General features: G+C 66.9%; 24 protein-coding genes and 1 tRNA gene. 14 read left to right on the forward strand and 11 right to left on the reverse strand.

Features of this window, described 5'->3' with window-relative positions; all coding sequences use genetic code 11:
• Positions 1-111: 111 nt before the first annotated feature.
• From VXJ37_RS19080 to VXJ37_RS19115, 8 genes are all read left to right on the forward strand, one after another.
• Positions 112-714: a PadR family transcriptional regulator gene (locus VXJ37_RS19080; protein WP_331324606.1), complete on the forward strand. Its 603-nt coding sequence runs from the start codon at positions 112-114 to the stop codon at positions 712-714.
• A complete protein-coding gene (locus tag VXJ37_RS19085) occupies positions 711-1448 on the forward strand; it encodes an ABC transporter ATP-binding protein (RefSeq protein ID WP_331324607.1) in 738 nt (245 codons plus the stop codon). Before VXJ37_RS19080 ends, VXJ37_RS19085 begins: the two co-directional genes overlap by 4 nt.
• Complete coding sequence (locus VXJ37_RS19090; RefSeq protein WP_331324608.1) at positions 1448-4303, forward strand: hypothetical protein; 2856 nt, start codon at positions 1448-1450, stop codon at positions 4301-4303. The genes VXJ37_RS19085 and VXJ37_RS19090 overlap by 1 nt, the downstream gene beginning before the upstream one ends.
• 146 nt (positions 4304-4449) lie before the next feature.
• Positions 4450-6747 (forward strand): carbon starvation CstA family protein, encoded by a 2298-nt coding sequence (locus VXJ37_RS19095; RefSeq protein ID WP_331324609.1) that lies wholly within the window; start codon positions 4450-4452, stop codon positions 6745-6747.
• A complete protein-coding gene (locus tag VXJ37_RS19100; protein WP_331324610.1) occupies positions 6747-6950 on the forward strand; it encodes a YbdD/YjiX family protein in 204 nt (67 codons plus the stop codon). The genes VXJ37_RS19095 and VXJ37_RS19100 overlap by 1 nt, the downstream gene beginning before the upstream one ends.
• A 78-nt stretch (positions 6951-7028) precedes the next feature.
• Entirely contained in the window at positions 7029-7655 is a 627-nt protein-coding gene (locus VXJ37_RS19105) for a bacterial proteasome activator family protein (RefSeq protein WP_331324611.1), read from the forward strand.
• Positions 7656-7662: 7 nt separating this feature from the next.
• On the forward strand, positions 7663-8115 hold the full coding sequence (locus tag VXJ37_RS19110; protein ID WP_331324612.1) for a hypothetical protein: 453 nt from the start codon (positions 7663-7665) through the stop codon (positions 8113-8115).
• Positions 8116-8222: 107 nt separating this feature from the next.
• On the forward strand, positions 8223-9068 hold the full coding sequence (locus VXJ37_RS19115; RefSeq protein ID WP_307309399.1) for an aldo/keto reductase: 846 nt from the start codon (positions 8223-8225) through the stop codon (positions 9066-9068).
• Between the two features lie 139 nt (positions 9069-9207).
• Here VXJ37_RS19115 and VXJ37_RS19120 read toward each other — a convergent pair whose 3' ends face one another.
• The 3 genes from VXJ37_RS19120 to VXJ37_RS19130 all read right to left on the reverse strand — a co-directional run bounded on the left by VXJ37_RS19120 (position 9208) and on the right by VXJ37_RS19130 (position 11647).
• Entirely contained in the window at positions 9208-9393 is a 186-nt protein-coding gene (locus VXJ37_RS19120; RefSeq protein WP_331324613.1) for a hypothetical protein, read from the reverse strand.
• Between the two features lie 81 nt (positions 9394-9474).
• Entirely contained in the window at positions 9475-10569 is a 1095-nt protein-coding gene (locus VXJ37_RS19125; protein WP_331324614.1) for a hypothetical protein, read from the reverse strand.
• A gap of 64 nt (positions 10570-10633) precedes the next feature.
• Positions 10634-11647 carry a hypothetical protein gene (locus tag VXJ37_RS19130; RefSeq protein WP_331324615.1) on the reverse strand — a complete coding sequence of 338 codons (1014 nt, stop codon included), beginning with the start codon at positions 11645-11647 and terminating at the stop codon, positions 10634-10636.
• A gap of 128 nt (positions 11648-11775) precedes the next feature.
• On the opposite strand from VXJ37_RS19130, the gene VXJ37_RS19135 reads away from it, so the two are divergent.
• Positions 11776-13017: an NAD(P)/FAD-dependent oxidoreductase gene (locus VXJ37_RS19135; RefSeq protein ID WP_331324616.1), complete on the forward strand. Its 1242-nt coding sequence runs from the start codon at positions 11776-11778 to the stop codon at positions 13015-13017.
• 55 nt (positions 13018-13072) lie between these two features.
• Here the strand turns inward: VXJ37_RS19135 and VXJ37_RS19140 are convergent, their stop codons facing one another.
• Together VXJ37_RS19140 and VXJ37_RS19145 are read right to left on the reverse strand one after the other, a co-directional pair.
• Positions 13073-13711: a hypothetical protein gene (locus VXJ37_RS19140; protein WP_331324617.1), complete on the reverse strand. Its 639-nt coding sequence runs from the start codon at positions 13709-13711 to the stop codon at positions 13073-13075.
• A gap of 122 nt (positions 13712-13833) precedes the next feature.
• Positions 13834-14820: a polysaccharide deacetylase family protein gene (locus VXJ37_RS19145; protein ID WP_331324618.1), complete on the reverse strand. Its 987-nt coding sequence runs from the start codon at positions 14818-14820 to the stop codon at positions 13834-13836.
• 319 nt (positions 14821-15139) lie between these two features.
• On the opposite strand from VXJ37_RS19145, the gene VXJ37_RS19150 reads away from it, so the two are divergent.
• Both VXJ37_RS19150 and VXJ37_RS19155 read left to right on the forward strand, forming a co-directional pair.
• Positions 15140-15352, forward strand: a complete 213-nt coding sequence (locus VXJ37_RS19150; protein WP_331324619.1) for a hypothetical protein — start codon at positions 15140-15142, stop codon at positions 15350-15352.
• 308 nt (positions 15353-15660) lie between these two features.
• Complete coding sequence (locus VXJ37_RS19155; RefSeq protein ID WP_331324620.1) at positions 15661-16596, forward strand: FUSC family protein; 936 nt, start codon at positions 15661-15663, stop codon at positions 16594-16596.
• 92 nt (positions 16597-16688) lie between these two features.
• Here the strand turns inward: VXJ37_RS19155 and VXJ37_RS19160 are convergent, their stop codons facing one another.
• Positions 16689-16829 carry a hypothetical protein gene (locus VXJ37_RS19160; protein WP_331324621.1) on the reverse strand — a complete coding sequence of 47 codons (141 nt, stop codon included), beginning with the start codon at positions 16827-16829 and terminating at the stop codon, positions 16689-16691.
• A 302-nt stretch (positions 16830-17131) separates the two neighbouring features.
• Complete coding sequence (locus VXJ37_RS19165; protein WP_307309882.1) at positions 17132-17305, reverse strand: CsbD family protein; 174 nt, start codon at positions 17303-17305, stop codon at positions 17132-17134.
• Positions 17306-17572: 267 nt separating this feature from the next.
• Here VXJ37_RS19165 and VXJ37_RS19170 point away from each other — a divergent pair, with 267 nt between their 5' ends.
• A complete protein-coding gene (locus VXJ37_RS19170) occupies positions 17573-18811 on the forward strand; it encodes a coiled-coil domain-containing protein (RefSeq protein ID WP_331324622.1) in 1239 nt (412 codons plus the stop codon).
• Between the two features lie 242 nt (positions 18812-19053).
• Here the strand turns inward: VXJ37_RS19170 and VXJ37_RS19175 are convergent.
• The 4 genes from VXJ37_RS19175 to tmk form a co-directional block, all read right to left on the reverse strand.
• Positions 19054-19126: transfer RNA gene (locus VXJ37_RS19175), tRNA-Thr, on the reverse strand.
• 106 nt (positions 19127-19232) lie between these two features.
• Positions 19233-20801 (reverse strand): alpha/beta hydrolase, encoded by a 1569-nt coding sequence (locus VXJ37_RS19180; protein ID WP_331324623.1) that lies wholly within the window; start codon positions 20799-20801, stop codon positions 19233-19235.
• Positions 20798-21961, reverse strand: a complete 1164-nt coding sequence (locus tag VXJ37_RS19185) for a DNA polymerase III subunit delta' (protein WP_331324624.1) — start codon at positions 21959-21961, stop codon at positions 20798-20800. The genes VXJ37_RS19180 and VXJ37_RS19185 overlap by 4 nt, the downstream gene beginning before the upstream one ends.
• Complete coding sequence (tmk, locus tag VXJ37_RS19190; protein ID WP_331324625.1) at positions 21958-22665, reverse strand: dTMP kinase; 708 nt, start codon at positions 22663-22665, stop codon at positions 21958-21960. The genes VXJ37_RS19185 and tmk overlap by 4 nt, the downstream gene beginning before the upstream one ends.
• A gap of 133 nt (positions 22666-22798) precedes the next feature.
• Between tmk and VXJ37_RS19195 the strand changes: the two genes are divergently transcribed.
• Both VXJ37_RS19195 and VXJ37_RS19200 read left to right on the forward strand, forming a co-directional pair.
• The gene (locus tag VXJ37_RS19195) at positions 22799-23989 is read left to right on the forward strand and encodes a trans-sulfuration enzyme family protein (RefSeq protein WP_331324626.1); all 1191 of its coding nucleotides are present in this window, start codon (positions 22799-22801) and stop codon (positions 23987-23989) included.
• 9 nt (positions 23990-23998) lie between these two features.
• Positions 23999-24352, forward strand: a complete 354-nt coding sequence (locus VXJ37_RS19200) for a DUF2516 family protein (RefSeq protein WP_331324627.1) — start codon at positions 23999-24001, stop codon at positions 24350-24352.
• Positions 24353-24357 lie beyond the last annotated feature (5 nt).

Here is a 24357-nt window from a genome sequence, read left to right on the forward strand (position 1 = left end):
GTGCATACCCGGTATTGCCCTCACGGGTCTTGCGCGCTAGGCTCGATATACGCGGTATGCACGGGTCTTGGGGGCCTGTGCATGCCGGAGTGACTAGCCCGGGGGAGCAACATGTCCATTCGCCACAGCCTCCTCGCCCTGCTGCAGGACCAGCCGCGTTACGGCTACCAGCTGCGGGTCGAGTTCGAGAACCGTACGGGAGCCACCTGGCCCCTGAATATCGGGCAGGTGTACACCACGCTGGACCGCCTTGAGCGCGATGCCCTGGTGGCCAAGGAAGGCGATGACGGCGAAGGCCACGTGGTGTACAGCATTACCCCCGCCGGCAAGGCCGAGGTACGGAACTGGTTCGCCGCCCCCGTGGAGCGGAACAACCCGCCACGCAACGAGCTCGCCATCAAGCTCGCGCTCGCCGTCACCCTGCCCGGAGTGGACGTGCAGGCCATCATCCAGGCCCAGCGCGTGGCATCCATCCGCGCACTGCAGGACTACACCAAGGCCCGCCGTGACACGGCAGCGAACCAACGGGCCGCGGATACGGCGTGGCTGTTGGTGCTCGACTCGCTGATCTTCCAGACGGAGGCCGAAGTCCGCTGGCTGGACCTTTGCGAAGCCCGGATGGTCCAGCAGGCCCAGGCCAACGCCGCCGCAGCCCGGAAGCCGTCCAACGGGGCCTCGGAAGACGCCCCGTTCAACGCGGATGCCCGCCGATGAGCGTGCAGGGGCCGCAACAGGTCCTGGAACTCGCCAAAGTGGGCAGGACCTACGGGGAAGGCGCGACGGCGGTGGCCGCCCTCCGCGACGTTGACCTCGCCATCAGTGCGGGTGAGTTCGTTGCTGTCATGGGCCCGTCGGGCTCCGGCAAGTCCTCGCTCCTGGCCCTTGCCGGCGGCCTGGACCGGCCGACGTCGGGCGCTGTTTTCGTGGAGTCCACGCCCCTGGCGGGGCTCGGCCTGAACGAACTCGCCCGGCTGCGCAGGCGCGCCGTCGGCTACGTCTTCCAGGACTTCAACCTGGTTCCCACGCTGACGGCTGCGGAAAACGTGGCGTTGCCGCTGGAACTGGACGGGACCTCGGCCAGGAAGGCGCACCGGCAGGCCGCCGACGCGCTCCGGCAGGTGGGCATTCCGGAGCTCGCGGGCCGGTTCATGGACCAGATGTCCGGCGGCCAGCAGCAGCGTGTCGCCATCGCGCGGGCTATCGTTGGCCAGCGGCGGCTGATCCTGGCGGACGAACCTACAGGTGCCCTGGACTCGACTACAGGCCAGGGCGTGATGGAAGTCCTGCGGGCCCGCGCCGACGCTGGGGCCGCCGTCATGCTGGTTACGCACGAGGCCAGGCACGCCGCCTGGGCGGACCGGGTGGTCTTCCTCAGGGACGGACGCGTCATCGACCAGGCAGCGGCCATGCACGATCCCACGATGCTCCTCACGCAGGCCGGCCTCTGATGCCCCTGGACCTCGCTCCGGTGCCCCAAGGGCGCCGGAGCGGCCACCGCGTTGCCCTCCGGCTGGCCCGCCGCGACATCGGCCGCCACAAGGGACGGTCCCTCCTCATCATCCTGCTGATCATGTTGCCCGTGGCCGGCATGACCGGTGCCGTCACCCTCTACCAGAGCTCCCAGCGGACACCGGAAGAGATCGTCCGTTACGAGCTGGGCACCACGCAGGCCAGGTTCAGCGCGCTTCCGGTGCCAAGCGCCGATTCCCTTCAGGACCCGCTGAACGACGCCATGGTCGCCTCCAGCACGGGCCGTGTGGATCCAGCGTTCCGGCCCAGCGATCCGCTTGACCTGGTTCCCCCGGGTTACGGGATCCTGAGGCAACGGATGCTCCCCCTGACCACCGGCGTGGGCGATGCGCGTGTTTCACTGCAGGGCAGGGAGGTGGATGCACTCAACCCGGCCTTCACCGGCAAGTTCAGCCTCCTGGACGGCCGGGCGCCGCGCGGCGGGACTGAGGTGCTGGCGTCACCCGGGCTGATGGTCCGCTTCCACCTCACCCTGGGACAGGAGTTCACGACGTCGGCAGGAACCTTTGTCCCGGTGGGAACGCTCCGCGACGCCGGCGCCGCCGACAGCAACAGCGTCCTGTACCTGCAGGCAAGCCAGGTCCCCGCAGACCTCGCCCAGGGACCGCTGACGCACCAGTCCGTGTCCTACTACCTGGTGGGTCCGGAACCGGTCACCTGGCAGCAGACCAAGGAGGCCAACAGCAAGGGGGTGGGCATCCTCTCGCGCAGCGTGGTGCTGCACGCCCCACCCCTTGCGGAGCGCACCGTTCCCGGTTCCCGGCCGCGGGACGATACTCCGACGCTCGTGGGGGTCTATGCCGCCGTCGGCCTGATCGGCACCCTGGCCCTGCTGGAAGTCGGTTTGCTTGCCGGTGCTGCCTTTGCCGTCGGAGCCAAGCGCCAGGTACGTGAGTTGGCGTTGCTGGCCTCCGCCGGAGCGGACAGCTCCACCATCGGCGCCGTCGTCACGGCGGGCGGCCTGTGGCTTGGCGGCATCGCTGTCGCAGCGGGGGCCGCAGCTGGGGTGGCAGCCGCGGCCGTCGTCGTCAATGTGGCCCGGCTGACCGGATCGGTCCGCTTCGCAGGCCTGCATCCTGAGTTCCTGCTGACCGCGGGGGCCATGGCCATGGGCCTCGCTGCCTGTTCCCTCGCGGCGATGGTGCCCGCGCGCCAAGTGTCACGGCAGGCGGTGCTGGGAGCACTCACATCCGGCCGGGCGCCGGCACCGAAGGGACGGCGGACCACAGTCGCGGGCGCCGTCGTGCTGATGCTTGCGGCCGTGCTGCTGGCAGCCGGCCGGCTGCTGGGCCTGTCCACCGCGGACCCTGACCGGCAGGCGGAGCTGCTGCCGCTGGTGGTCACGATGCTGATCGTTGGCGCCGTGCTGGCTGTAGCCGCCCTGGTGCTGCTGACCGGCTGGCTGATCCAGCGGCTTACCTCGCGGACCCAGTGGCTCTCACTGTCGCTTCGCATGGCGGCACGGGACTCGGCCCGGAACCGCGGACGCAGCGTTCCTGCCATCGCCGCCGTCCTTGCCGCTGCCGCGCTGGCCAGCGCCGCGCTGGTGCTGTCTGCCAGCCAACAGGCGGGACTGCGGCAATCGCATTACTGGGGTGCCCTGCAGAACCAGGCGTACCTGCCCCTTACTGTGGACCAGCCGGCGTCATCCGATGGCAGCAGGCCACCGTCCCGGCAGGTGGACGCGGAGGCACTGTCCGCCGCACTCTCCGGTGCCCTCGAGACAGTCGAATGGACGCACGTGTTGATGGCCCCGGAAAGCCTCCGCACCTGCGCGGACGGACCTGCCGACCTGGCCCTGCCTCCCAGGACGGCAACCTCCAACTGCCTTCTGCGCTCCCTGGCCACGCCGGAAGCCAACCAGTGCCCGCGGACACCCCAGGGACGGATGGCTGACCCGGGTGACTGGCGATGCCGCGGGTCCCTGGTGGGGGAACAACCGTCCGACCGCGCCCTGTTGGTGGGCGGCGCGGACGACATCCGGGCGGTACTGGGCCGTGAACCCTCCGCGGCAGCGCTGGCTGTGCTGGACGCCGGCGGGATGGTGGTGACCAACCCGGTGTTCGTCACGGAGGGGAAGGTCACGGTGGAGGCGCAGGATGTGCGGACCCAGGTGCCGTCGGCGGCCGGGCGGGCCTCTGTCCACCAAACGGTCAGGAGGGATTCCCTCGCCGCGGCCGTCCTTGAACCAGCCGTCCCCGTTCCCTATTACGGCGTTGTCTCAGCGGAAACGGCCGCGCGCCTGGACCTCCATGCGGCACCGGCCGGGCTGTTGGTCCAGCTTGCCGGATACCCCTCTGACGCGCAGGCAGATGCGGCCTCCGCTGCCGCGGCTGCGGTGTACGGGCAACCCGGCATTCCCGTCCGGGCAGAGCCGGGAATTTCCCGGGACGCACAATGGGCCACATGGTCCATCGTCGCTGTGGCTGCGCTCATCACGTTCAGCGCAGCAGGCATCACCACCGGCCTGTCCCTGGCCGACGCCCGTGCCGACCATGCCACGCTTGCCGGGGTGGGCGCCGCGCCGCGGCTGCGCAAGGCCCTGGCCGGGTCCCAGGCACTTTTCATCGGTGGCGCCGGAGCCGTCCTGGGAGCATTGGCGGGATCGGTGCCGGCCGTCCTGGTGGTCCTGTCCACGGACATGCGCACAGCCCTGGAAATTCCGTGGCTCCACCTGCTGGCCCTAGTGCTGGCCGTTCCGGTGTCCGGCGCGGTGCTTGCCTGGGCCTTCACGCCCGCCCGCCTGCCGCTGTCCCGGGGGGGAATGGCGTAGCGGGAAAGCTCCGCCCCGTCGTTCGTCGCCGGGTCGCTGCCGCTCACCGCACGGCCCGGCGCTGCGCCGCCGTCGGCCCTCTGAGGAGGAACGGGCGTTGGTAGGGTGCCCAGTAGCAAAAGTGGGATAACTCTCAAGGAGGAGACATGGCCGGAGTGCCTGACCAACGGAACAACGGATCCTGGGCGGAGGGCGGGCTGGCTACGGATCCGAATCTTCCGCCACCCGCTGTGGACGAGGCCAGGCTGGAGGCCGAAGACCGGAAATGGACCCCGGCAAAGATCGCCCTCTGGGCCGCGATCGCCCTGCTGGGCGGCGTCGCCTGGTTCATGCTGGCCATTGTCCGCGGTGAAACCGTCAACGCCATCTGGTTCGTCTTCGCGTCAGTGTGCACCTACCTGATCGGCTACCGCTTCTACTCCAAGGTGATCGAGCGCTACATCACCAAGCCTGACGACCGCCGCGCCACCCCGGCCGAGTACAAGGCCGACGGCAAGGACTACGTCCGCACCGACCGCAATGTCCTCTTCGGCCACCACTTCGCCGCCATCGCGGGGGCCGGACCGCTGGTCGGCCCGGTCATCGCCGCCCAGATGGGCTACCTCCCCGGCACCATCTGGATCATTGTCGGCGTAGTCCTCGCCGGCGCCGTCCAGGACTACCTGGTCATGTTCTTCTCCATGCGCCGCGGCGGCCGCTCACTCGGCCAGATGGCCCGGGAGGAACTCGGCGTTATCGGCGGCACGGCCGCCCTCATCGCCACCCTGCTCATCATGGTGATCATCGTGGCCATCCTGGCGCTCGTCGTCGTCAATGCCCTGGGCGAAAGCCCGTGGGGTGTGTTCTCCGTTGGCATGACCATCCCCATCGCCCTGTTCATGGGTGTCTACCTCCGCTACCTGCGCCCCGGCAAGGTCATGGAAGTCTCCATCATTGGCTTCGTCCTGCTGATGGCAGCCATCATCGGCGGCGGCGCCGTTGCCGGCACTGAATGGGGCGCCGCGGTGTTCCATCTGGACAAGGTAACCATCGCCTGGGGCCTGATCATCTACGGCTTCATCGCCGCCATCCTGCCGGTGTGGCTGCTCCTGGCCCCGCGCGACTACCTCTCCACCTTCATGAAGATCGGTGTGATCGTGATGCTCGCGCTGGCCATCGTTGCGGTCCGGCCCGAAATCACCGTCCCGGCCTTCAGCGAATTCGCCGGCCGCGAGAACGGGCCCGTGTTCTCCGGCGCCCTGTTCCCCTTCCTGTTCGTCACCATCGCCTGCGGTGCCCTCTCCGGATTCCACGCCCTGATCTCCTCCGGAACCACCCCCAAACTGATTGAAAAGGAACGGCAGACCCGGTACATCGGCTACGGGGGCATGCTGATGGAATCCTTCGTGGCCATCATGGCCCTCGTTGCCGCGATCTCGATCGACCGCGGACTGTATTTCGCCATGAACGCCCCCGCAGCGCTTACCGGCGGAACCGCGGAGACGGCAGCCACATGGGTCAACAGCCTGGGCCTCAGCGGCGTGAACATCACCCCGGGCCTGCTCAGCGAAACGGCCGCGAACGTGGGGGAGCAGAGCATTGTGTCCCGCACCGGCGGTGCACCCACCCTGGCCGTGGGCCTGGCGCACATCATGCACCAGTTCGTGGGCGGGACGGCCATGATGGGCTTTTGGTACCACTTCGCCATCATGTTCGAGGCGCTCTTCATCCTCACGGCAGTGGACGCCGGCACCCGCGTTGCGCGGTTCATGCTGCAGGACTCGATCGGCAACTTCGTCCCCAAGTTCAAGGAGGCCTCCTGGCGTCCCGGTGCCTGGCTCTGCACCGCCGTCATGGTGGCCGCCTGGGGTGCCGTGCTGCTGATGGGCGTCACCGATCCGCTGGGCGGAATCAACACCCTGTTCCCGCTGTTCGGCATCGCCAACCAGTTGCTCGCCGCCATCGCGCTGGCAGTGGTCCTGGCCATCGTCGCCAAACGCGGAACCTTCAAGTACCTGTGGATTGTCGCCCTGCCTCTGGCCTTCGCCGCCGTGGTGACCATCACCGCGAGCTACCAGAAGATCTTCTCGCCCGTCCCGGCCGTGGGGTACTTCGCCAACAACGCAGCCTTCAGCAAGGCCCTGGCTGACGGCAAGACCGAGTTCGGCACCGCCAAGACCGTGGCCGCCATGGAGGCAGTGGTCCGCAACACGGCCATCCAGGGCTGGCTGTCCGTGATCTTCGTGGTGCTGAGCATCATCGTGATCGTGACGGCAATCCTCGCCACGGCCAAGGCATTCCGTGACAGGGCGGCAGGCACGGCCACCACGGACAACGAGGACCCATTTGTTCCGTCACGGGTGTTTGCCCCGGCCGGGCTGGTGCCCACCACTGCTGAGCGCGAGCTGGCCGCCGAATGGGAGAAAGTACCGGCGGACGCCCGCCTGGAACGGGCCGGTCACTGATGGGCAGCGGCATCGCCCTGGTGGCCAACGGCTTCCGCGGCTTCGCCCGGTACCTTGGCGGCGTCATGGGCGCGGACGCGTACGCCAAGTACCTGGAACACCACAAGGCGGAGGGGCACCAGGAAGCGCCGCTCAACGAGCGGGAGTTCTGGCGGGACCGCACGGACCGCCAGGACAGCACCCCGCAGGGCAGGTGCTGCTGATTGAGCCCGCAGCGGACAAGGCGTCCGGAGGGCGTTCCGGGTGGGCCTGCGCCGGACGGGCCGTGAGAGTATGAACGCATGAGCGATCCCAAAGACACTCAGGCAGCTGAGGACCTCCCGGTGGAAGGCACTCCCGTCGACGATTCCCAGGAGCCGGCACCGGTCCCGACCGGCAGCGACGGCAGGCCAAGGGGAAGCAACCTGCAGGACCTGGTGGACGAGCCCGCCAAGGTGATGCGGATTGGCACCATGATCCGGCAGCTCCTGGAAGAGGTGAAGTCCGCGCCGCTCGACGATGCTGCCCGGGGCCGGCTGGCAGCGATCCATGAGCGTTCCATCAAGGAGCTCGAGGACGGGCTGGCGCCTGAACTGGTCGAAGAACTCGGCAGGATCAGCCTGCCGTTCTCCGACGAGGCCACACCCTCGGACGCTGAGCTGCGGATTGCCCAGGCCCAGCTGGTGGGGTGGCTGGAGGGCCTCTTCCACGGGATCCAGACGGCCATCGCGGCGCAGCACGCCGCCCAGCAGCAGGCCGCCGCTCAGATGCAGCTGCGCCAGCTGCCGCCGGGCACCATGATTGCGCCCGGCGTCGTGATTGGCGAGAACGGTGAGCCGCAGCGTGCCCCCGCCGGCGCACGGCAGGGCGCACCTGCCCCGTCCGGTCAACGTGACGAGCCGGACCACGGTCCGGGGCAGTACCTGTAGGTTCCGCTTGGGCTTTTTCAGTGCTGCCAGGCAGGGACGCAGGGACGACGCGGAGTTGGGCAAGGGGCTGTGGCGCCGCGCCCACGACCGCTTCCACCGCGGCCTGGACCGCTTCCACCAGGTGTTGGAGGGCGTGGAGGATGACCAGCTGTACGCCGAGCTGGTGGAGATCGCCAATGAACTTGCTGCCCTGCTGCAGCGGGTCAGGGCGGTGTGCATGGAGGCCCAGCGGCGGGCACCCAGCGACGGCCTGGACATCCCGGCAGCCCTCGCGGACGTGCACCGGTCCCTCTCCAAGGCGGGCAATTCGCTTGCCACGACTGCCGAGGCAGCAGCCATGCTTCGGCTGGCCGTTGGACCCGTACCCGTAGGTGCGGCGTCGGTCCGGCGCCGTGCCGAGGCCGTCTTCCAGCAGGTGGACGACGCCGAGCGGCAGCTGCGCGGTGGCCAGTTGGCTTAGCCGCGGCGAATTATTCCCAATTCGGAAGCATACTTTCGGGTTAAGCGCCTGGCTGACAGGGCCCTAAATGGCAGCGCCGGGTCCGGCGGCTTTGGCAGGATGAAGTCATGACTCTTTCACCTACCTTGACTTTCAACGACGGAAACACGATTCCCCAGCTCGGCTACGGTGTGTGGCAGGTTGAGGACGACGTGGCTGAAAAGGTTGTCCGCCAGGCATTCGAAGCCGGCTTCCGCCACATCGACACGGCAAAGATCTATGGCAACGAGGCCGGCGTGGGCCGCGCCATCGCCGGCTCGGGCCTGTCGCCGGAGCAGATTTTCATCACCACCAAGCTGTGGAACGCGGACCAGGGATACGAGTCGACCCTCGCCGCATTCGAGGAATCCATGGACCGGCTGGGCCTGGAAACGCTGGACCTCTACCTGATCCACTGGATGCAGCCCAAGCAGGACAAGTACGTTGATACCTGGAAGGCGCTGATCGAGCTCCAGAAGCGCGGCCGCGTGAAGTCCATTGGCGTCTCCAACTTCACCGTCGAGGGCCTGCAGCGCATCATCGACGAAACGGGCGTAGTGCCGGCCATCCACCAGATTGAGCTGCACCCGTACTTCAACCAGGGCGAACTGCGTGAGTTCGCAGCCTCAAAGGGCATCCTGACCCAGGCCTGGTCCCCGCTGGGGCAGGGTGGCGAGCTGTTGAAGGACCCCACCATCGCATCCATCGCCGAGAAGCACCAGGCCACTCCGGCCCAGGTAGTCATCGCCTGGCACCTGGCGATCGGCAACGTGGTCATTCCCAAGTCCGTGACCGAGTCACGCATCAAGGAGAACTTCGCAGCCCTCGAGGTGTCCCTGGACGCCGAGGATGTCGAAGCCATCAACAACCTGGACCGGACCGCCGGCGGCGAAGGCCGCATCGGTGCCGATCCCGCGGTCTCCGACTTCGCCTAGGCCGCGACGGCGGCACCGGCCCAACCGGCCGGTATACGCCGCCAAACCAACGTCAGCCTGTGCTGCCGGCCACCGCCGGTCAGCACAGGCTGACCGCCGTTAAGGGTCCTGGACCCGCGGAGGGCGTTCCGGCGAGAGCTCAGGCAGCCGCCCGGATGTGCTCCACGGTTATTGCGTCCACCACGGCCCAGCTGTCTTCGCCATGGCAGTGGCGGCAGGCGAAGCGCTCCGCCTCCTCCAGCGTCTCAAAGACCTCGGAACGGGCCCGGCCACAATCGGCGTCAAAGTACGTTACGTGAAATTCCTGTACTGCCTGGTTTTCCATGAATCCAGTCTGCAACCGGGGTCTGACATTCTGTGGAACCAGGGCCGCGTGTTGGCATGTCGGGGGCCAGTAAAGCCTGGATCAGCGGGCCTCTTCAAGTGCCGGGCCGGGGACTGCCGTTCCCCGCACCTTCAGCGTGAGCGCAGCCAAGGCGAGCATCCCAAGCCCCGTCCACACGAGCGTTCCGCTCCAGATTTCAGGCGGGAAGCTGAGCGCGCCGTCATGGATCGCCACCCCTGCGAAATAGGGCCCCCAGAACACGATGGGGCAGAGGCCTGCGGCGCCCATGATCCTTCCCCGGCGGTCGGGAGCCGGACGCACCAGAGCCCACACCAGGCCCACCAGGAGGGCACCGGCGAGGGCTGTCGGGACAAGCCAGGCGTCCCGCAGCGCCACCATGGTCTGCAGGGCTGCGGAGGGGAGCAGCACCATGGCGGCAGGTACCGCGGCGTGCAGGCGCCACCGCAGCGACACCAACAGGACCGGAACGAAGAGCGCCACCGTGGAGACGAGGAACGTTGCCAGCGAGACCATGATGCTTGACGACGTCGGGCCGGTCACCGTGGGCTGTGCCCCTCCTGTGGCGGCGTACGTCTGGATCAGCCCGTGGCGGGCGAAGACGGCGAACTCCTGCAGGATGAACGCTGCAACCATTCCTGCGAGCATGGCGCTCACCGCGGCGGGGATGAGTTGTTGCCATGGCCGCGTGGGAGCGTTCCAGGCCGCGGAGAACGGGGCGCCGAGAATGAGGAATCCGCCTGCCGCGAGCCCCAGGTGGGACGGGCTGAAGAGGGCACTGATGTTTTGTTCAATACCGAATGCCGAATGCCAGGCGAAGTCACCCAGCCCGGATGCCAGGAAGAGAGCCACGCCGGCAACCGCAGCCCCGTATCCGGCGGGAACGGCTTCCGTCCACGGGGTGCCCGGGGCGTGCCGGCGCCAGGTGAGGGCCGCGATCCATACGGCACAGGCTGCAAAGCCCGAGTAGAGGATCGCGTGCCATGGGGTGAAGAAGGTCTCGAGCCCGCGGAGGTTGTTGTGGGCCCAGCCGTCAACATAGGTGCCGGCCAGGAGCCAGACACCGGCCGCGAGGGTGACGACGTCTTCAGCGGCCGTTGTGGGGCGGTGGACTGAAACAGGTGGTACTGCGAAAGCATGGGTTGCTGCGGCATCCATAGGTCAACAGTAAATCCGGGCGGCGTCCAGGGCGAGAGGGTTTCCGGACCGGAGCCAAGGGACTTCACCGCCTGTCCAGGCGAAGTACCCTCTCCCGCGCAAGGATGGCTGTGCGGCTGGCTTTTTCTGCCGCACGCTTCGCCTGTTTCGCTTCGGCGGAGGTGCCCGCGACCTGCTTGCGGGCGCGCTCCAGGCTTTCTTCCGCTGACTTGAGCCGGGCGCGCAGCTCCGCGGTCTCCTGCTGCAGTTCCACAATCCTGCCGCGGGTTTGTTCTTCCTGCTCCTGCAGTTCAGCGGCCAGCCGGGATGCCTCTCCTTCGTCGGCCTGCGCCTGCGCCAGGGCCGCCCTGGCCCGTTCCAGCGCTGGCGGTGAGGCTGCCCTCGGAGTCTGCCGGACGGCCTCAAGCCGGGGCTTGCCTGGTTTCGGTTCCGGTCCAGGGACCGCCGTCGTCCGCGTTTTTGCCGACGGCTCCCTTGCCGCTGGCCCCCTGGACGTAGTTGTCTTTGGCGCTGTTGTCCCCGGGGCCCGGCGGGCAGTGCCCGCGTCTTCCGTGGACGGCGCTGGAAGCCCGGGGAGGGCAACCGCCCCTTCCAGGTCGACGTCATTGACGCCGTCCGCAGAGAGGACTTTCAACAGGCACCCGCTGCCGACGGCGCTGGCCGCGCCTTGGTCTGCCGTCAGGGCCCGGAGGGTTTCCTCGACATCGGAAGCCATCGTGTCGCTGATGGGCCGGCCCTGTTCCCGGGCGACGGACCGGGCGGTGTCCACGGCGTCGGCGAGCATGGTGCGGCGTTCACGGCCCAGCTCACGCAGGGCGGGAGCATCAAGCGAGTCCTGGGCTGACCGCATCCGTTCCCCGAGTTCGCCCAGCCCCGCCAGAACGTCCGGCCGGCGCCGTGCAAGCATGTTCACTGCCCACGCGGCGACGGACGGCTTTGGCAGGCCGCGGACCGCCGCCGCCAAATCCTTGTCCCGGCGTGCCACCTCCTTGGCCGCGGCGGCACGGGCGGACACGAAGTTCTCCAGCGCCCCGGCATACAGGCGGTCGGCAATGTCCGCCAGGGCTTCGTCTTCCATGCCGCCATCTTAGGTGCCCGCCGGGCGGGGGCCCCGCAGGCTTCCGCGCCTGCAGCCCGGTGAACGTCCAGGTGGCGCAGCGCCCCGGGCCCCTGTTACTCACCGGCTGGGAGGGGTATGTTGCTCGAATGGACGATTCATACCAGGTCATCGTGGTTGGCGGCGGTTTCGCGGGAAAGACGGCGGCTGAGGAGTTGGGCCGCAAGGGCGTCCGGGTGCTGCTGCTCGACGCGAACAACTACCAGCAGTTCCAGCCGCTCCTTTACCAAGTGGCTGCATCCCAGATTGGTGTTTCCGCAGTCACCCGGCCACTCCGGTCGGAGTTCCGCAGGATCAATAACGTCCGCGTCCTGACTGCGGAAGCGACCGCGATTGACGCGGCCAACCGGACGGTCACCACCGCGGACGGGTCCAGTTACCGCGCGCGGATCCTGGTCATCGCCACGGGGGCGGTGCCGAACTTCTTCAACACCCCCGGCGCTGATGAGCACGCCTATCCTTTGTACTCAGTGGCCGACGCAACGCGGCTGAGCGCTGCCATCACCGCAGCCCTGGACGAGGCCGATCGCGAGCCGTCCGCCGAAGCTGACGTGATCGTGGTGGGAGGAGGCCCCACCGGCGTGGAGACTGCCGGGGCGCTGGCGGAGAACGTCAAGTACCTCGTGCCAAAGTACTTCTCACCGGGGCTGGCAGCCCGCTGCCATGTCCACCTGGTGGACATGGTCCCCAACGTGCTGGCTGCTTTTTCGGAGAAGTCGCAGGCCTATGCGCGCGACCGGCTGACCAAACTAGGGGTCCAGCTGCATATGGGCCAGCCAGTGGGTGAAGTGCGCACCGACGGAGTGACGCTCAAGGACGGGACCGTCATCCCTGCACGGATCGTTGTGTGGGCGGGGGGCCTCCAGGCTGGCCGGATCATCACCGAGTCGGGCCTGAAGCAGGGCAGGGGCGGCCGTGTGGACGTGCAGACTGACCTGACCGCACCTGACCTCGAGGGCGTCTACGTTCTGGGCGACTCCGCCAACATCACCGATGCCGACGGTAACAAACTTCCCCAGCTGGGGTCGGTGGCCCAGCAGTCGGGAAAGTGGGCTGCACGCAACATTTACGCGGACCTGACCGGCGGCGTCCGGGAGCCCTTCCGGTACTGGGACAAAGGGTACATGGCCATGGTGGGCCGCGGAGCAGCGGTGGCGGAATTGGGCCGCCGGCGCCTGCAGCTGCAGGGCCCGCTGGCATTCGTATCGTGGCTGGCAGTCCACCTTGCCCTGCTCCCGGGCTTCCAGCAAAAAGTCCGGGCACTGTTCTCCTGGGCAAACGGCTACGTCACCCATAGCCCGTCGCAGGTAGTGGTGGGCAGGCCCTACTAGTTCCTGCCATGACGCCCTGGCGGCCCGGGCTGCGGAGGCCGGGCCGCCGCCGTCGTTATTTCTTTTCGAAACTCACCAGCCGGGCCGCCGCCGTCCATCCCGACGCCTTGTAGGACGCCGCGGCCTCCTGCCCGACCACCATGTGCAGGTACTCTGAGCCGTGGATGAAGGCCTCCTCGGCCATGGCCGCGAAGAGCGCCCGTTCCAGCGTCTCCTTTTCCGGCCCCTCGGGCAGCTCCCCGATGGCCACCGCCGCGAAATCGTCCCGGACCTGGATGCGCCCCCGTGCCACCGGGCGGTCAAAGAGGGTGATTTCGACGGCGTCGAACGTCTCCATGGGTGCCAGCGCCACCTGCGCATTCTCGGGCAACTCCACACCCGTGATCAGCTCCGCCGTGGGGGCCATGAGCAGCACCAGCTCGGACACCGGGGTGAGGCCCTCGGGGGCCGGACCGTCCGTGAGGCCGGATTCAGCGGTAACCAGGGTGAGGCGCATCCCTTCGGCCGCAGCCTTGGCTGCAAGCTCCTCCGCGCCCGGGGCCGGCCAGCCCGTTATGTACTCGAGGCCTTCGGACGACTGCTCCGCGCCGGTCCCGACGGCGAACCCGTGGTTGGCCGCTTCGGCCGGACGTTCCTGGAGATCGGCCCAGGCAGGAACCCAGCCGGTCGTTGGGATGTTCTGCTGTTCCGGCATGGGGAATTCCTAACGTTTGGCAGCAGCAGGACCGTGGCCTGGCATCCACCGCTGATGGGCAGGGCTTCACTTTCAACGTATCGGATCAGCCTGTGGCCCGCCACCGGACCCGCAGGACGTTCTCAGGCCAGGTGGGTGAAGGACATTCCTCCCGCCAGCAGCTTGTCCACGGCCTGTTTCACGCCCTCGGCCGTTCCGCCGCTGGGATGGTTGCCGTGGCATATCACCACGTCTCCGGGCTTGGCCTTTCCCACTTCCCTGGCGACGACCGGGGCCGGGTAGGTTGCACCGCCATCGCCGTTGACGCTGAAGCCCACTGGCTTGACGTCCAATGCCTTCAGGATGTCTGCAGCGACGTCATCCATGAACGCCGTGCCGGGCCGGAAGTATCGCGGACGCGTGCCGGTGATGCCGGCCAGCACGCCGTCATTGGGCATGACCTCGTCATAGACTTCCCCGGCGTTCCTTGTGCCCGGGATGCCGTAGGCCGTGTTGCCTGTGGTGGACAGCGGCTTATGGGAGGTGCCGTGGTTCGCGAGTTCAAAGAGCGGATCGGCTGCCAGCTGCCGGGCCGCGGCGGGGTTGGCACTGATCCACCGCGAATTCAGAAAGAGCGTTGCGGGGATGTGGCGCTGGCGCAGGGTGTCCAGCAGTGCCTGGTCGAGGCTGCTGCCGCCAGGACCACCGCAAAAATCGAAGGTGAGGGCGATTCCCTGTGGTGAGGCTGGTAACCGTGTGAGAACGCCGGGGGCTTCCAGGCCCCAGTAGCGGGCCGGGCGCTTGCCAAAGGCGTCCACGATCTGCGCCCGCGATGCCGCCGGGGGCGCGGAACGGGCCGGTGCAGGCGAATCGCCGTCGGGTCCGGTATCCAGGACCGGCGAAGAGACCGCAGTGTTGTCATATTCCCCCGCTCCTCCCTGTGCTTCCGGTCCCTGCTGTGGGTGCGGCTCAAGGTCCGGGACGGCTGACGATAATGTCAGCACGGCTGCCAGGAGGACTGCCCTGCGGCCAGGTCCTTTGCCGTCCTGGCCAAGGTGCCTGGGTGCGTTGCCCGGTGCAGGCGGTTCTGCGTCTGGGCGCCGAACAGCAGCCTGAAAGCGGGGGGTCATGTGGGGAGGATACCCCGGCTGCCTTGCCGTTTGCTGAACCTTGGCCTGAACCCGGGGCGTCGTGTGTAACAAAGGCTTTTCGCCACCGTTTGGGGATTCCTTGCCCGCTGTGGATGCCGGGGCGCCGCCGCGGATCTCGTTCGTTTTGCGTGGGCACGCTGAGCGGATGGTGCAGGACCACTGGAGTTCGTGGAGACCGGGACTTTTGCCCCTGTGCGTCTCATTGCCGGCCGGGTTTACTTGTGGGTTGGAACGGGCAGAGCGCCCACTCCCGGAGTTGTGGGCCCCGGGAGGAGAGCAAAGGAGACAGTGCCAGGCAATGAATCTCAAAGATCGTTGGGGCCACCTCGACCCTGCCACCCGGAAGTGGTTCATGGACAACCCGGGCTGCCAGATACTCCCGCGGACAATCACCGCAGTCATCTCGAAAGAGACAGGCGAAAACCTTCCCACCGGCCTCCACGGAGAGGCGCCGATCTCACGGGAGGACCAGGACTTCATCCGGTCAAAGGTCAACGAGCGCAACGTCTGAGCACGCGCCAAGAGGCCGGGTATTCGCCCAGCCACTTTTGCTCATGCATCCGAACGGAGAAACGGCTGGGCCGGGCGGTCATGGGGGAGAGCTTGGTTACATTTGCGATGGAACGGTCTAACCCGGAGTGCGCCCGGGTAGGTTTGACCTGACGGATTGGCTGCCCGCGCGGGGCCGGTCATCGGCCAACAGCGAGGAGTTGCAGAGGTATGGCGCGGCGCGCGGCAAGGTTTCCTGGCGAATACTTTGCACTCAGTCCGGCGACGAACGATCATCTTGCGGCGCTCCGGGTCGGGGTCAGCGTCGCGGTGCCTTTGATAGTCCTGCTGGCCATGGGGCGCCCGGACCTTTCCATCTACGCAGTCTTCGGCGCCTTCACTGGAATGTACGGAAGGGATGAACGCCACCAGCTGCGCCTCTTCCACCAGTTGACGGCTGCAGTCCTGCTCGTCTCCGGGGTCACGGTGGGGGCTGTGCTTTCAGCAACGCATGCCGGTCCGCTGGGACTCCTGGCCGTTGAGCCACTGGCCGCCGGGGTCGCGTCCTTGGCGGCGGACCGGGCAAACCTGAAACCCGTCGGCCCTTTCTTTTGCATCTTCGCCCTCGGTGCCTGCGCGTCAGTTCCGCCGATAGCCCCGGTGCTGGACGTTGTCGCGGTGGCAGCAGTAGCCGCTGCGTTCTCGGTTGCGGTCGGTTTCGCCGGCTGGGCGCGTCGACGGCCGTCCTGGGAGGCCGGGGTCCGGCGGGTTGTGCCGGTGCTGCGAGGGGCAAGGCTGCGCGTAGCCTTGCTTCACGCCCTGGCCTACATCCTGGCGGTCGGTGCGGCCGGCGCCGCTGGACAACTCACCGGTGACGGCCATGGGTATTGGGCTATGGCTGCCGCTGCTGTACCCCTTGCCGGCGCAGACTTTGCCGGCCGTATCCGTCGTGGACTCAATCGCATCCTGGGGACGTTCCTGGGCCTTGGCGTAACGGCGCTGATCCTGTACCAACACCCGGCCGCAGTGCTTCTGGTGGTATGCGTTGCCGCGTTGCAGTTCCCCTCCGAGCTGTTCATGACCCGGCACTACGGCCTGGCATTGGTGTTCTTCACACCCCTGATTTTGATAATGACATTCCTGGCGCACCCGATGGATCCGGGCACCCTGATCATGGACCGCGGACTTGAAACATTGATCGGCGCCGTCATCGGCATGGTGGTCGCCGTCCTCCTCCTTGGCCGTGGCAGGCTGCGGTCGAGCTGACCGAAGAGGAATCAGAGGCAGGAATACCCTGGCGGTACAGCTGCGCCCATTCGGGGTTCGTGGCCGGCGCCTGATCCGCGTCGTGGCAGCCGTCAGTCCTGGGGCCTGTGCTTGGGCGGCGCCGCCCGCCTGAGTTCGGCGATACGCAGCCGCAGGAACATGATGAGCAGGACCAGGGCATATGCCGCCAGGACACCTAGCGCGACGGTGAGGATCGCGAAGACGGCGCTCATGAGGCCGAAGATGGGGAGCGGACTGACCGGTGCTGCTGAGGGGCTCGCCTGGATGGAAGAGGCTGTTGTACACCCCGAAAGTGTTGCCGAAGCCAATAAAGCCGCGACGCCCAGTCCTACTGCCCGTCTCCCGTGCCGGATGTGCCCAAAGCCGGTGGAGCGTTTCACTTTGTTCCCCCAAACAGTTCAACCCCGGCCGCTTCCAAGGTTGATGGGATCGTAGCCCAGCCAGCTGGCTGTCGGAAGCCGGGCACGAAAAAGGCGCGCCCCGTTCGCTGAGCGCGCCTTTCCCGGTATGCCTGTTAGTCCTTGAAGGCGTCCTTGACCTTTTCGCCGGCCTGCTTCACGTCGCCCTTGGCCTGGTCGGCCTGGCCTTCGGCCTTCAGGCTTTCATCGCCCGTGGCGCTGCCGGCCGCTTCCTTGCCCTTGCCGCCGGCCTTCTCGGCGGCGTTCTGAATCTTGTCGCCCAATCCCATGGTGTTTCCTCCTCTGGTTGGTAGCCGTTCGCATTCGGCTATACCCATACTAAGCATGCTTAGGAATTGGAATGCAAGTCCCTGGGGTGATTTGGCCGCCGGCAGTACAAGTCGCTGCTGCTATTCATATGCCACCCCAAGTACCCCTGCCGGTGCCCAGGATGGGTACAGGCAGCGATAATGCCGGTGATCGGGAGGGCCTCCCGGGGTACGACACCCCGGGACGGTACCAGCTGTGATTGGGTAACCCAGTAGGCTCAGAGGGATATGCCCAGATTCACACTCACGCGCAAAGTATCCGCCAGCAAGATCTGTGCGGCATTGACGGCCGCCGCTCTGCTGGCGGTCACTGCCGTGCCGACGGCCAGCGCAGACGATGGGCCGCCCTCCGGCTACCCTTCGTGGGCCGACGTCCAGGCCGCCAGAGACAATGCCGACGCCAAGAGTGCCGAGATCCAAAAAATCAACGACCTTTTGAATGGACTGGAGCAGCAGGCTTCCGCGCTCGGGGCCGCTGCGGTCAAGGCGGGGCAGGCCTACGCCCTGGCTCGCAATGATCTTGATGCCTCCACCGCGAAACTGAACGCCCTCAAGGACAAGACAGACACGGCGCATGCAATTGCAGCAAAGCTGAAGCGGCAAGCAGGAGCCTTGGCGGCCCAGGACTACATGTCAGGCGGAGACGACCTGGGACCCCTGACGGTGATGAATACCTTGCAGAGCCCGGACGGGCTGCAGAGGCTGGACGTCCTGCAGATCGTCACCCAGCGGACCACCGATCTCTACGCTAATTCGCGCGCTGCGGAGGCGGTTGCCTCGTCCCTGGATGCGCAGCAGGCGGTGGTGCAGGCGGAGAACCAGCGGCTTGCCGACGACGCCCAATCAAAACTTGTTGCCGCACAGGACGCGCAACGGGACGCGCAGCAGAAGGTGGCCGAGGAAACGGCGCATAGTGACACCCTCAATGCACAGCTGGCCACCTTGAAAGACACCAGCGCCGCCGTTGAAGAGAACTACCGTGCCGGGGTCGAGGCCGAGGCCGCCTATGAGGCCCAGCAGGCCGCCCGCCAGCGTGCAGCAGAAGAAGCGGCGGCAGCAGCAGCCGCAGCGGCGGCCGAGGCCGCCAAGTCCGCTGCCCCGTCCCCGGTCCGCCCCCAGGAAGACGTGCTGCTGCCGAACATTCCCGGCGGGGCGGTCAATGATCCCGCTGGTGCACAGGCTTACGCTTCCAGCCAGTTAGGTGCGCACGGGTGGGGCGGGGACCAAATGACCTGCCTGCTCAAGCTGTGGAATCAGGAATCGAGCTGGATGACTAACGCAACAAACCCCTCGAGTGGAGCTTACGGTGTCGCCCAGGCCCTTCCGCCGGAGAAGTATTCGTCCACCGGAGCTGATTGGCTGACCAGCTACCGCACCCAGATCAACTGGGGGCTTGGATACATCGCGGCGCGGTATGGCTCCCCGTGCGGAGCCTGGGATCACGAAGTGTCCAACAACTGGTACTGAGCTGAGCTCTTCCGTGCCCGAGGCTTAAGGAGAGACCGAGCCACGGTATCGAAGGTAAATTCTTCCCGTGGCCTGGAACTATCCAGGGCATGGCATTCGCGGGCACATCGCAATGGAAACGGCGAGCGAAGGGAGGCGAAACGGTGCCGTAAGTGCGTCCAGCCTTCATTTGAAGGCCGCCCGTTAACCAGCGAAAAACCCCGGAAACCCCTAAAACAAGGGGCTGTCCGGGGTTTATCCCGAGCTTCCTATCAGAATCGAACTGATGACCTTTTCATTACGAGTGAAACGCTCTACCGACTGAGCTAAGGAAGCACCGCATGAAGTTTCCCGGCGGAGCCGGTCCCTTCATGCAAGAGTCAACTCTAATAGAGTCTCCTCGCCCCGGTCAAAATGAGGCCGGCGCAAGCCGTTGGAGTGGTCAGCAGACCGTGTTGTCGGCCGGAACTTTGCCGCCAACCAGGTAGTTGTCCACCGCGTCCTCCAGGCAGCTGTTGGCCCGCCCGTAAGCGGTATGCCCTTCACCCCGCCAGGTCAGCAGCGACGCATTCCCCAACTGCTTGCGCAGCGACGCCGCCCAGTCGACAGGGGTGGCTGGATCACCCGTAGTGCCGACGACCACGATGGGTGAACTTCCGCTGTATTCCACAGGAGCGGGCGTACGCACATTCTTGTAGGGCCAGTCAGCGCAGGTGGTCCCGCCGTAGGCGAAGTAGTAGCCGAGGGTGGGGGAGTCCTGTTCCAGCCGCTTTTCTTCGGCACGCATGCCTGCGGTGTCGGAGACCATGGGGTAGTCAAGGCAGTTAATCGCGTTGAACGCGAACGTCGAATTGGACGTGTACTTTCCGTCGGGCCCGCGGTCTGCCCCAAGATCGGCAAGCCGGAGCATGAGGCTGACGTCTCCGGACATCGCAGCCTCAAGTGCCTGGGTGAGGGCGGGCCAGCTCTGGTCGTTGTAAAGCGGGGTGATGAGCCCGCTGACGAACATGGTGGCATTTACCAGGCGCCCGTCTTTCGCGGTGCGGGGTGTCTGCTCGATGGCGGCGATGAGATCCCGGATCTGCTGTACTCCGGAGTCCACATCCCCACTCAGGGGGCACTTGCCCTGCTGCTGGCAGTTGGCCACGTAGCTGTGGAGTGCTTTCTCGAACGCGCGGGCCTGCCCGCTGGTCAGGTCCTCATTACTGATCGACGGATCGAGGGCTCCGTCGAGGACCATCCGGCCCACATTGTCCGGAAAGAGCGAGGCGTAGGTGGAACCCAGGAACGTGCCATAGGAGTAGCCCAGGTAGTTCAGCTTGGTGTCGTTCACCACGGCGCGGAGCACATCAAGGTCTTTGGCTGCGCTCACGGTGTCGATGTGTCCCAGCACGGGGCCCGTCTGTGCAGCGCACTGGGCGGCGATTGCCTTGTTGTCCGCCAGGGCCGCTGCCAGTCCGGAGTCGGTCTGGAGGTCATAGATCTTCGCGCGGGCGGCATCACGTTCCGCGTCTGTCATGCAGGTGACGGGAGCGGACCGCTTCACGCCGCGCGGATCGAATCCCACAAGGTCGTAGGCGTTGCGGACGGCAGCGGAAAAATGGGTTGACGCCGCGTCCTTGACAAAGTCGTACCCGGATGCGCCCGGACCGCCGGGATTAACCAAGAGGCTGCCGGTCTTCTTGCCCGTGCTGGGTGCCCGCAGCGCGGCAAGTTGGATGGTGTCACCGCCGGGGTTGGCGTAGTCCATGGGGACGGTCACCTTGGCGCACTGGAATTCCCCCTCACAGGGCTGCCACACGACCTCCTGGGAGTAGAACTTTTCCAGGCCGGCTGGCGCGGACGCGACGATGGAGGGGTCGGCCTTGGCGGTGGCCGCTTGCGGCGGGTTCTTGTCGCCGCTGTTGAGCAGGCTGCATGAGGCCAGGACCATAGCCAGGACCATGGCACCGAGGGCGCGGACTGTGACCGCAATTGGCCTGGCTGGCGCGGGCAGGGGGCGGGCAGTCATCGGGTCTCCTTGGAAGGCTGGATCAGGCTGGCCGCCATGGACTCAATGGTCAGCAGCGGGGCTACGTTGGTGGTGGTGATGCGTTCACGGGCCTTGTTGATGGCGTCCATGCGGGCCAGCGTTGTCTCAGCGGTGCTGCGGGCCGCGAATTCCTCCAGCTCGCTCCTCAGTTCAAGGTTGACCAATTCCACCGCATTCCCGAGTTGGATGATCAGCACGTCCCGGTAGAAGGACAGCAGGTCCGTGAGCGTGCGGTCCAACGAGTCCGTGATGGACCTCTTGGCCCGCCGCTTCTGGTCGTCCTCAAGCTGCTTCACCTGGCTGCGCATGGCTGGCGGCAGCGTTCCGGACTCCGGTGCCCCGAGGGTGGCCAACAGCGCGGCCTTCTCTGCGGCGTCCCGTTCCTCATTGGAGCTGTTGGCCTCCGCAGTGGCGATCTTGACCAGCTTGTCCGCCATCATGACCGCAGCCGTGACACCGCGCAGTCCCAGCGGAAAGCGGACTGTCTCCAGCCGCCGTTCCCTTGCTGCGGGATCCCGCGCCAGCCGGCGGGCAATGCCCACGTGGCTTTGCGCTGCCCGGGCCGCCTGCTCCGCCAGGGCAGGGTCAACACCGTCGCGCCGGACCAGGAGTGCGGCGACGTCGGCGGCAGGCGGCAGCCGCAGGGCGACGCTGCGGCAGCGGGACCGGATGGTGACCAGGACATCGGCAGGGGAGGGCGCGCACAGCATCCACACGGTCCGGGGCGTGGGTTCCTCGATGGCCTTGAGCAGCACGTTGGTGGTGCGTTCGGCCATGCGGTCCGCGTCCTCCACCACGATAATCCGCCAGCGCCCTGACGACGGCCGGTTCCCGGCTGCGGCCACCAGTTCCCTGGCCTCGTCAATGGTGATGGTGACTTTTTCGGTACGTACGAAGGTCACGTCCGAGTGCGTTTCGCCCAGGATCGTATGGCAGGCGTGGCACTGTCCGCACCCGCGCAGGCCCACGTCCTCCTGGTCGCAGTTCAGCGCCGCTGCGAAGGCTTTGGCGGCGTTTGAGCGGCCGGAACCGGGCGGCCCGGTAAACAGCCAGGCGTGGGTGAGGCTGTCGCCGCCGGCGGCCTGGCGCAGCTGCTCGACGACGGCGGGCTGGCCCTGAAGGTCATCCCAGACGGTCATGGCCTGCTGCCCTTGACGCCGGCTTCGGGCACTGCCAGTGCAGTTTCCTTCCCTTCCGCCGGGGCAGGGGTACCAAGCAGGACATCAACCCGGGCGAGGATTCGCCCCGCCAGCTCATCAACCGGCAGCTGGGCAGGGAGAACCAGGTATGAGGCAGGGCGGTCCGCTGCGAGGTCGAGGAAAGCGTCGCGGATGCGGGTGTGGAATTCGTCCGCCTCCGACTCGAGGCGGTCTTCGGCCGATGGCCCGGCAGTGCGGCGCCGCCGCCCCAACTGCGGATCAACGTCAAGGAGGACCGTAAGGTGTGGCTGGAGGCCCGAGGTGGCCCACTCATTGAGCGACTGCACTGCGTCCTGGCCGAGGCCGCGGCCCGCGCCCTGATACGCCACGGAGGAGTCGATGTACCGGTCTGTCAGGACGATCTCGCCGCGGGCCAGTGCCGGGCGGATCACCTGGGTGGCGTGGGCCGCGCGGGAAGCGGCAAAGATGAGGGCTTCGGTGTGGGCATCGATCTCGCCGTTGCCGTGGTCCAGCACCAGCGAGCGCAGTTTTTCGCCAACAGGGGTGCCGCCGGGCTCCCGGGTGCGGAGCACGGTGTAGCCGCGGGACTCCAGTGCTGCCCCGAGCCGGGCCGCCTGGGTGGACTTGCCGGCGCCATCGCCACCTTCGAATGCGATGAATACCCCGGCCTTCTGTTTGTTCACTTCTCAAGCCTACCGAGGCATAGCGACATTTTTGGCCTTGGTGCATACCCTGTGCAGGACGGGTGGATGTACAGGCGTCCACAAAGCGACACTGCTTTCCGGCCTAATCGGCAGGAACAGTAATCTTTTGACCATGAGTCTTTCCGAGCACCAGGCCGCGTCCCTTTCACCCGAGACTGTGGTGGTGGCGGCCGGGCGTCCGCCGCGCGAAAGGGATCAGCCGGTCAATCCGCCCATTACCCTTTCCTCCACCTACTTCGGTACGGGGCCGCTCGGCGACGGCGACCGGGGGTACGGCCGGTACTCCAACCCCACCTGGGATCCCTTCGAAGAGGCGCTGGGCCAGCTGGAAGGGTCCGCGCTGCCCGGCCTGCTTTACGCCTCTGGCCTGGCGGCGGTCAGTTCGGCGCTGTCCCTGATTCCTGCCGGCGGCGTGCTGGTCATGCCCAATCACAGCTATTCCGGTTCCCTGGTGATGGCCTCGGAACTCGCCCAAAAGGGCTTCATCGAGCTCCGGACCGTGGACATCGCCGATACCGGCGCCGTCAAGGAAGCACTCGCTCCCGGCGGCCCGTCGGGCAAAGCCGCGTCCATGCTCTGGCTGGAGAGCCCTACCAACCCCATGCTGGGCATCGCCGACATGACGGCCGTGGCAGCGGCAGCACACGCCGCAGGTGCGGTTGTCGTCACAGACAACACCTTCTCCACACCCTTGGTGCAGCAACCCCTGCTGCTCGGATCCGACGTGGTCCTCCATTCGGTGACCAAGTATCTGGCCGGGCACTCCGACGTCGTCCTCGGCGCGCTGGTCACCTCCAACCCGGAAATCCGCGCCGCCCTGCTCCACCACCGAATCATCCATGGCGCCATCGCCGGTCCCTTCGAAGCGTGGCTGGCGCTGCGCGGGCTGCGGACCCTCGCGCTGCGGGTGGAGCGGTCCCAGGAGTCATCCATGGTCCTGGCCGAACGCCTTGCCGCGCACCCCGCCATCGAATCCATCCGCTTCCCGGGCCTCAGCACCGATCCCGGGCACATCCGCGCCAAGAAGCAGATGAAGGGGTTCGGCTCCATCATCTGCGTCCAGGTGGCCCGTGCGGCAGGCCTGGGCGGGGCCGACGCCGCCGACAAACTGGTGCAGGCGCTTGACCTCTGGCTGCCCGCCACGTCCCTGGGCGGCGTCGAGTCCCTGATCGAACGCCGGCGCCGGCATTCGGCCGAACCCGCCAGCGTGCCGGAGAACCTGGTGCGCCTGAGCGTTGGCGTGGAAAACGTTGAGGACCTGTGGGCCGACCTGAAACAGGCGCTGGACACGCTGGACGGCTAGGCTGGGCTTGTGGACGGTCGAATAATCATTGCGTACGTAGAACAGGCAGTGTTCTTCATCCTCGGCCTCGTGGCCCTGGCGCTTGAGCTGTGGGCGTTTGTGGACTGTGCCCGGCACAAGCCAAACGCCTTCGAAGCCACCGGCAAGCGGACCAAGACGTTCTGGCTCGCCCTCACCGGCGCTTCGGCATTGGTTGGCGTCATTTCGTTGTTCGGGGCCGGCGGAGGCCTCTTCAGCACCCTCGGCCTGTTCGGGCTGGCGGCAGTGGTTGCCGCCTCCGTCTACCTTGCCGATGTCCGGCCGGCCGTAAAGGACGCAGGCCGCGGCGGCAGCCGCAACATGGGCCCCTACGGCCCCTGGTGATCCCC

The sequence above is a fragment of the Pseudarthrobacter phenanthrenivorans genome, from assembly GCF_036455295.1.
Lineage (GTDB): Bacteria > Actinomycetota > Actinomycetes > Actinomycetales > Micrococcaceae > Arthrobacter > Arthrobacter phenanthrenivorans_C.

Coding starts and splice junctions, on each gene's coding strand:
- VXJ37_RS19080 (WP_331324606.1), top strand. CDS start 112: ATGTCCATTCGCCACAGCCTCCTCGCCCTGCTGCAGGACCAGCCGCGT.
- VXJ37_RS19085 (WP_331324607.1), top strand. CDS start 711: ATGAGCGTGCAGGGGCCGCAACAGGTCCTGGAACTCGCCAAAGTGGGC.
- VXJ37_RS19090 (WP_331324608.1), top strand. CDS start 1,448: ATGCCCCTGGACCTCGCTCCGGTGCCCCAAGGGCGCCGGAGCGGCCAC.
- VXJ37_RS19095 (WP_331324609.1), top strand. CDS start 4,450: ATGGCCGGAGTGCCTGACCAACGGAACAACGGATCCTGGGCGGAGGGC.
- VXJ37_RS19100 (WP_331324610.1), top strand. CDS start 6,747: ATGGGCAGCGGCATCGCCCTGGTGGCCAACGGCTTCCGCGGCTTCGCC.
- VXJ37_RS19105 (WP_331324611.1), top strand. CDS start 7,029: ATGAGCGATCCCAAAGACACTCAGGCAGCTGAGGACCTCCCGGTGGAA.
- VXJ37_RS19115 (WP_307309399.1), top strand. CDS start 8,223: ATGACTCTTTCACCTACCTTGACTTTCAACGACGGAAACACGATTCCC.
- VXJ37_RS19120 (WP_331324613.1), bottom strand. CDS start 9,393: ATGGAAAACCAGGCAGTACAGGAATTTCACGTAACGTACTTTGACGCC.
- VXJ37_RS19125 (WP_331324614.1), bottom strand. CDS start 10,569: ATGGATGCCGCAGCAACCCATGCTTTCGCAGTACCACCTGTTTCAGTC.
- VXJ37_RS19130 (WP_331324615.1), bottom strand. CDS start 11,647: ATGGAAGACGAAGCCCTGGCGGACATTGCCGACCGCCTGTATGCCGGG.
- VXJ37_RS19135 (WP_331324616.1), top strand. CDS start 11,776: ATGGACGATTCATACCAGGTCATCGTGGTTGGCGGCGGTTTCGCGGGA.
- VXJ37_RS19140 (WP_331324617.1), bottom strand. CDS start 13,711: ATGCCGGAACAGCAGAACATCCCAACGACCGGCTGGGTTCCTGCCTGG.
- VXJ37_RS19145 (WP_331324618.1), bottom strand. CDS start 14,820: ATGACCCCCCGCTTTCAGGCTGCTGTTCGGCGCCCAGACGCAGAACCG.
- VXJ37_RS19150 (WP_331324619.1), top strand. CDS start 15,140: ATGAATCTCAAAGATCGTTGGGGCCACCTCGACCCTGCCACCCGGAAG.
- VXJ37_RS19160 (WP_331324621.1), bottom strand. CDS start 16,829: ATGAGCGCCGTCTTCGCGATCCTCACCGTCGCGCTAGGTGTCCTGGCG.
- VXJ37_RS19165 (WP_307309882.1), bottom strand. CDS start 17,305: ATGGGATTGGGCGACAAGATTCAGAACGCCGCCGAGAAGGCCGGCGGC.
- VXJ37_RS19170 (WP_331324622.1), top strand. CDS start 17,573: ATGCCCAGATTCACACTCACGCGCAAAGTATCCGCCAGCAAGATCTGT.
- VXJ37_RS19180 (WP_331324623.1), bottom strand. CDS start 20,801: ATGACTGCCCGCCCCCTGCCCGCGCCAGCCAGGCCAATTGCGGTCACA.
- VXJ37_RS19185 (WP_331324624.1), bottom strand. CDS start 21,961: ATGACCGTCTGGGATGACCTTCAGGGCCAGCCCGCCGTCGTCGAGCAG.
- VXJ37_RS19195 (WP_331324626.1), top strand. CDS start 22,799: ATGAGTCTTTCCGAGCACCAGGCCGCGTCCCTTTCACCCGAGACTGTG.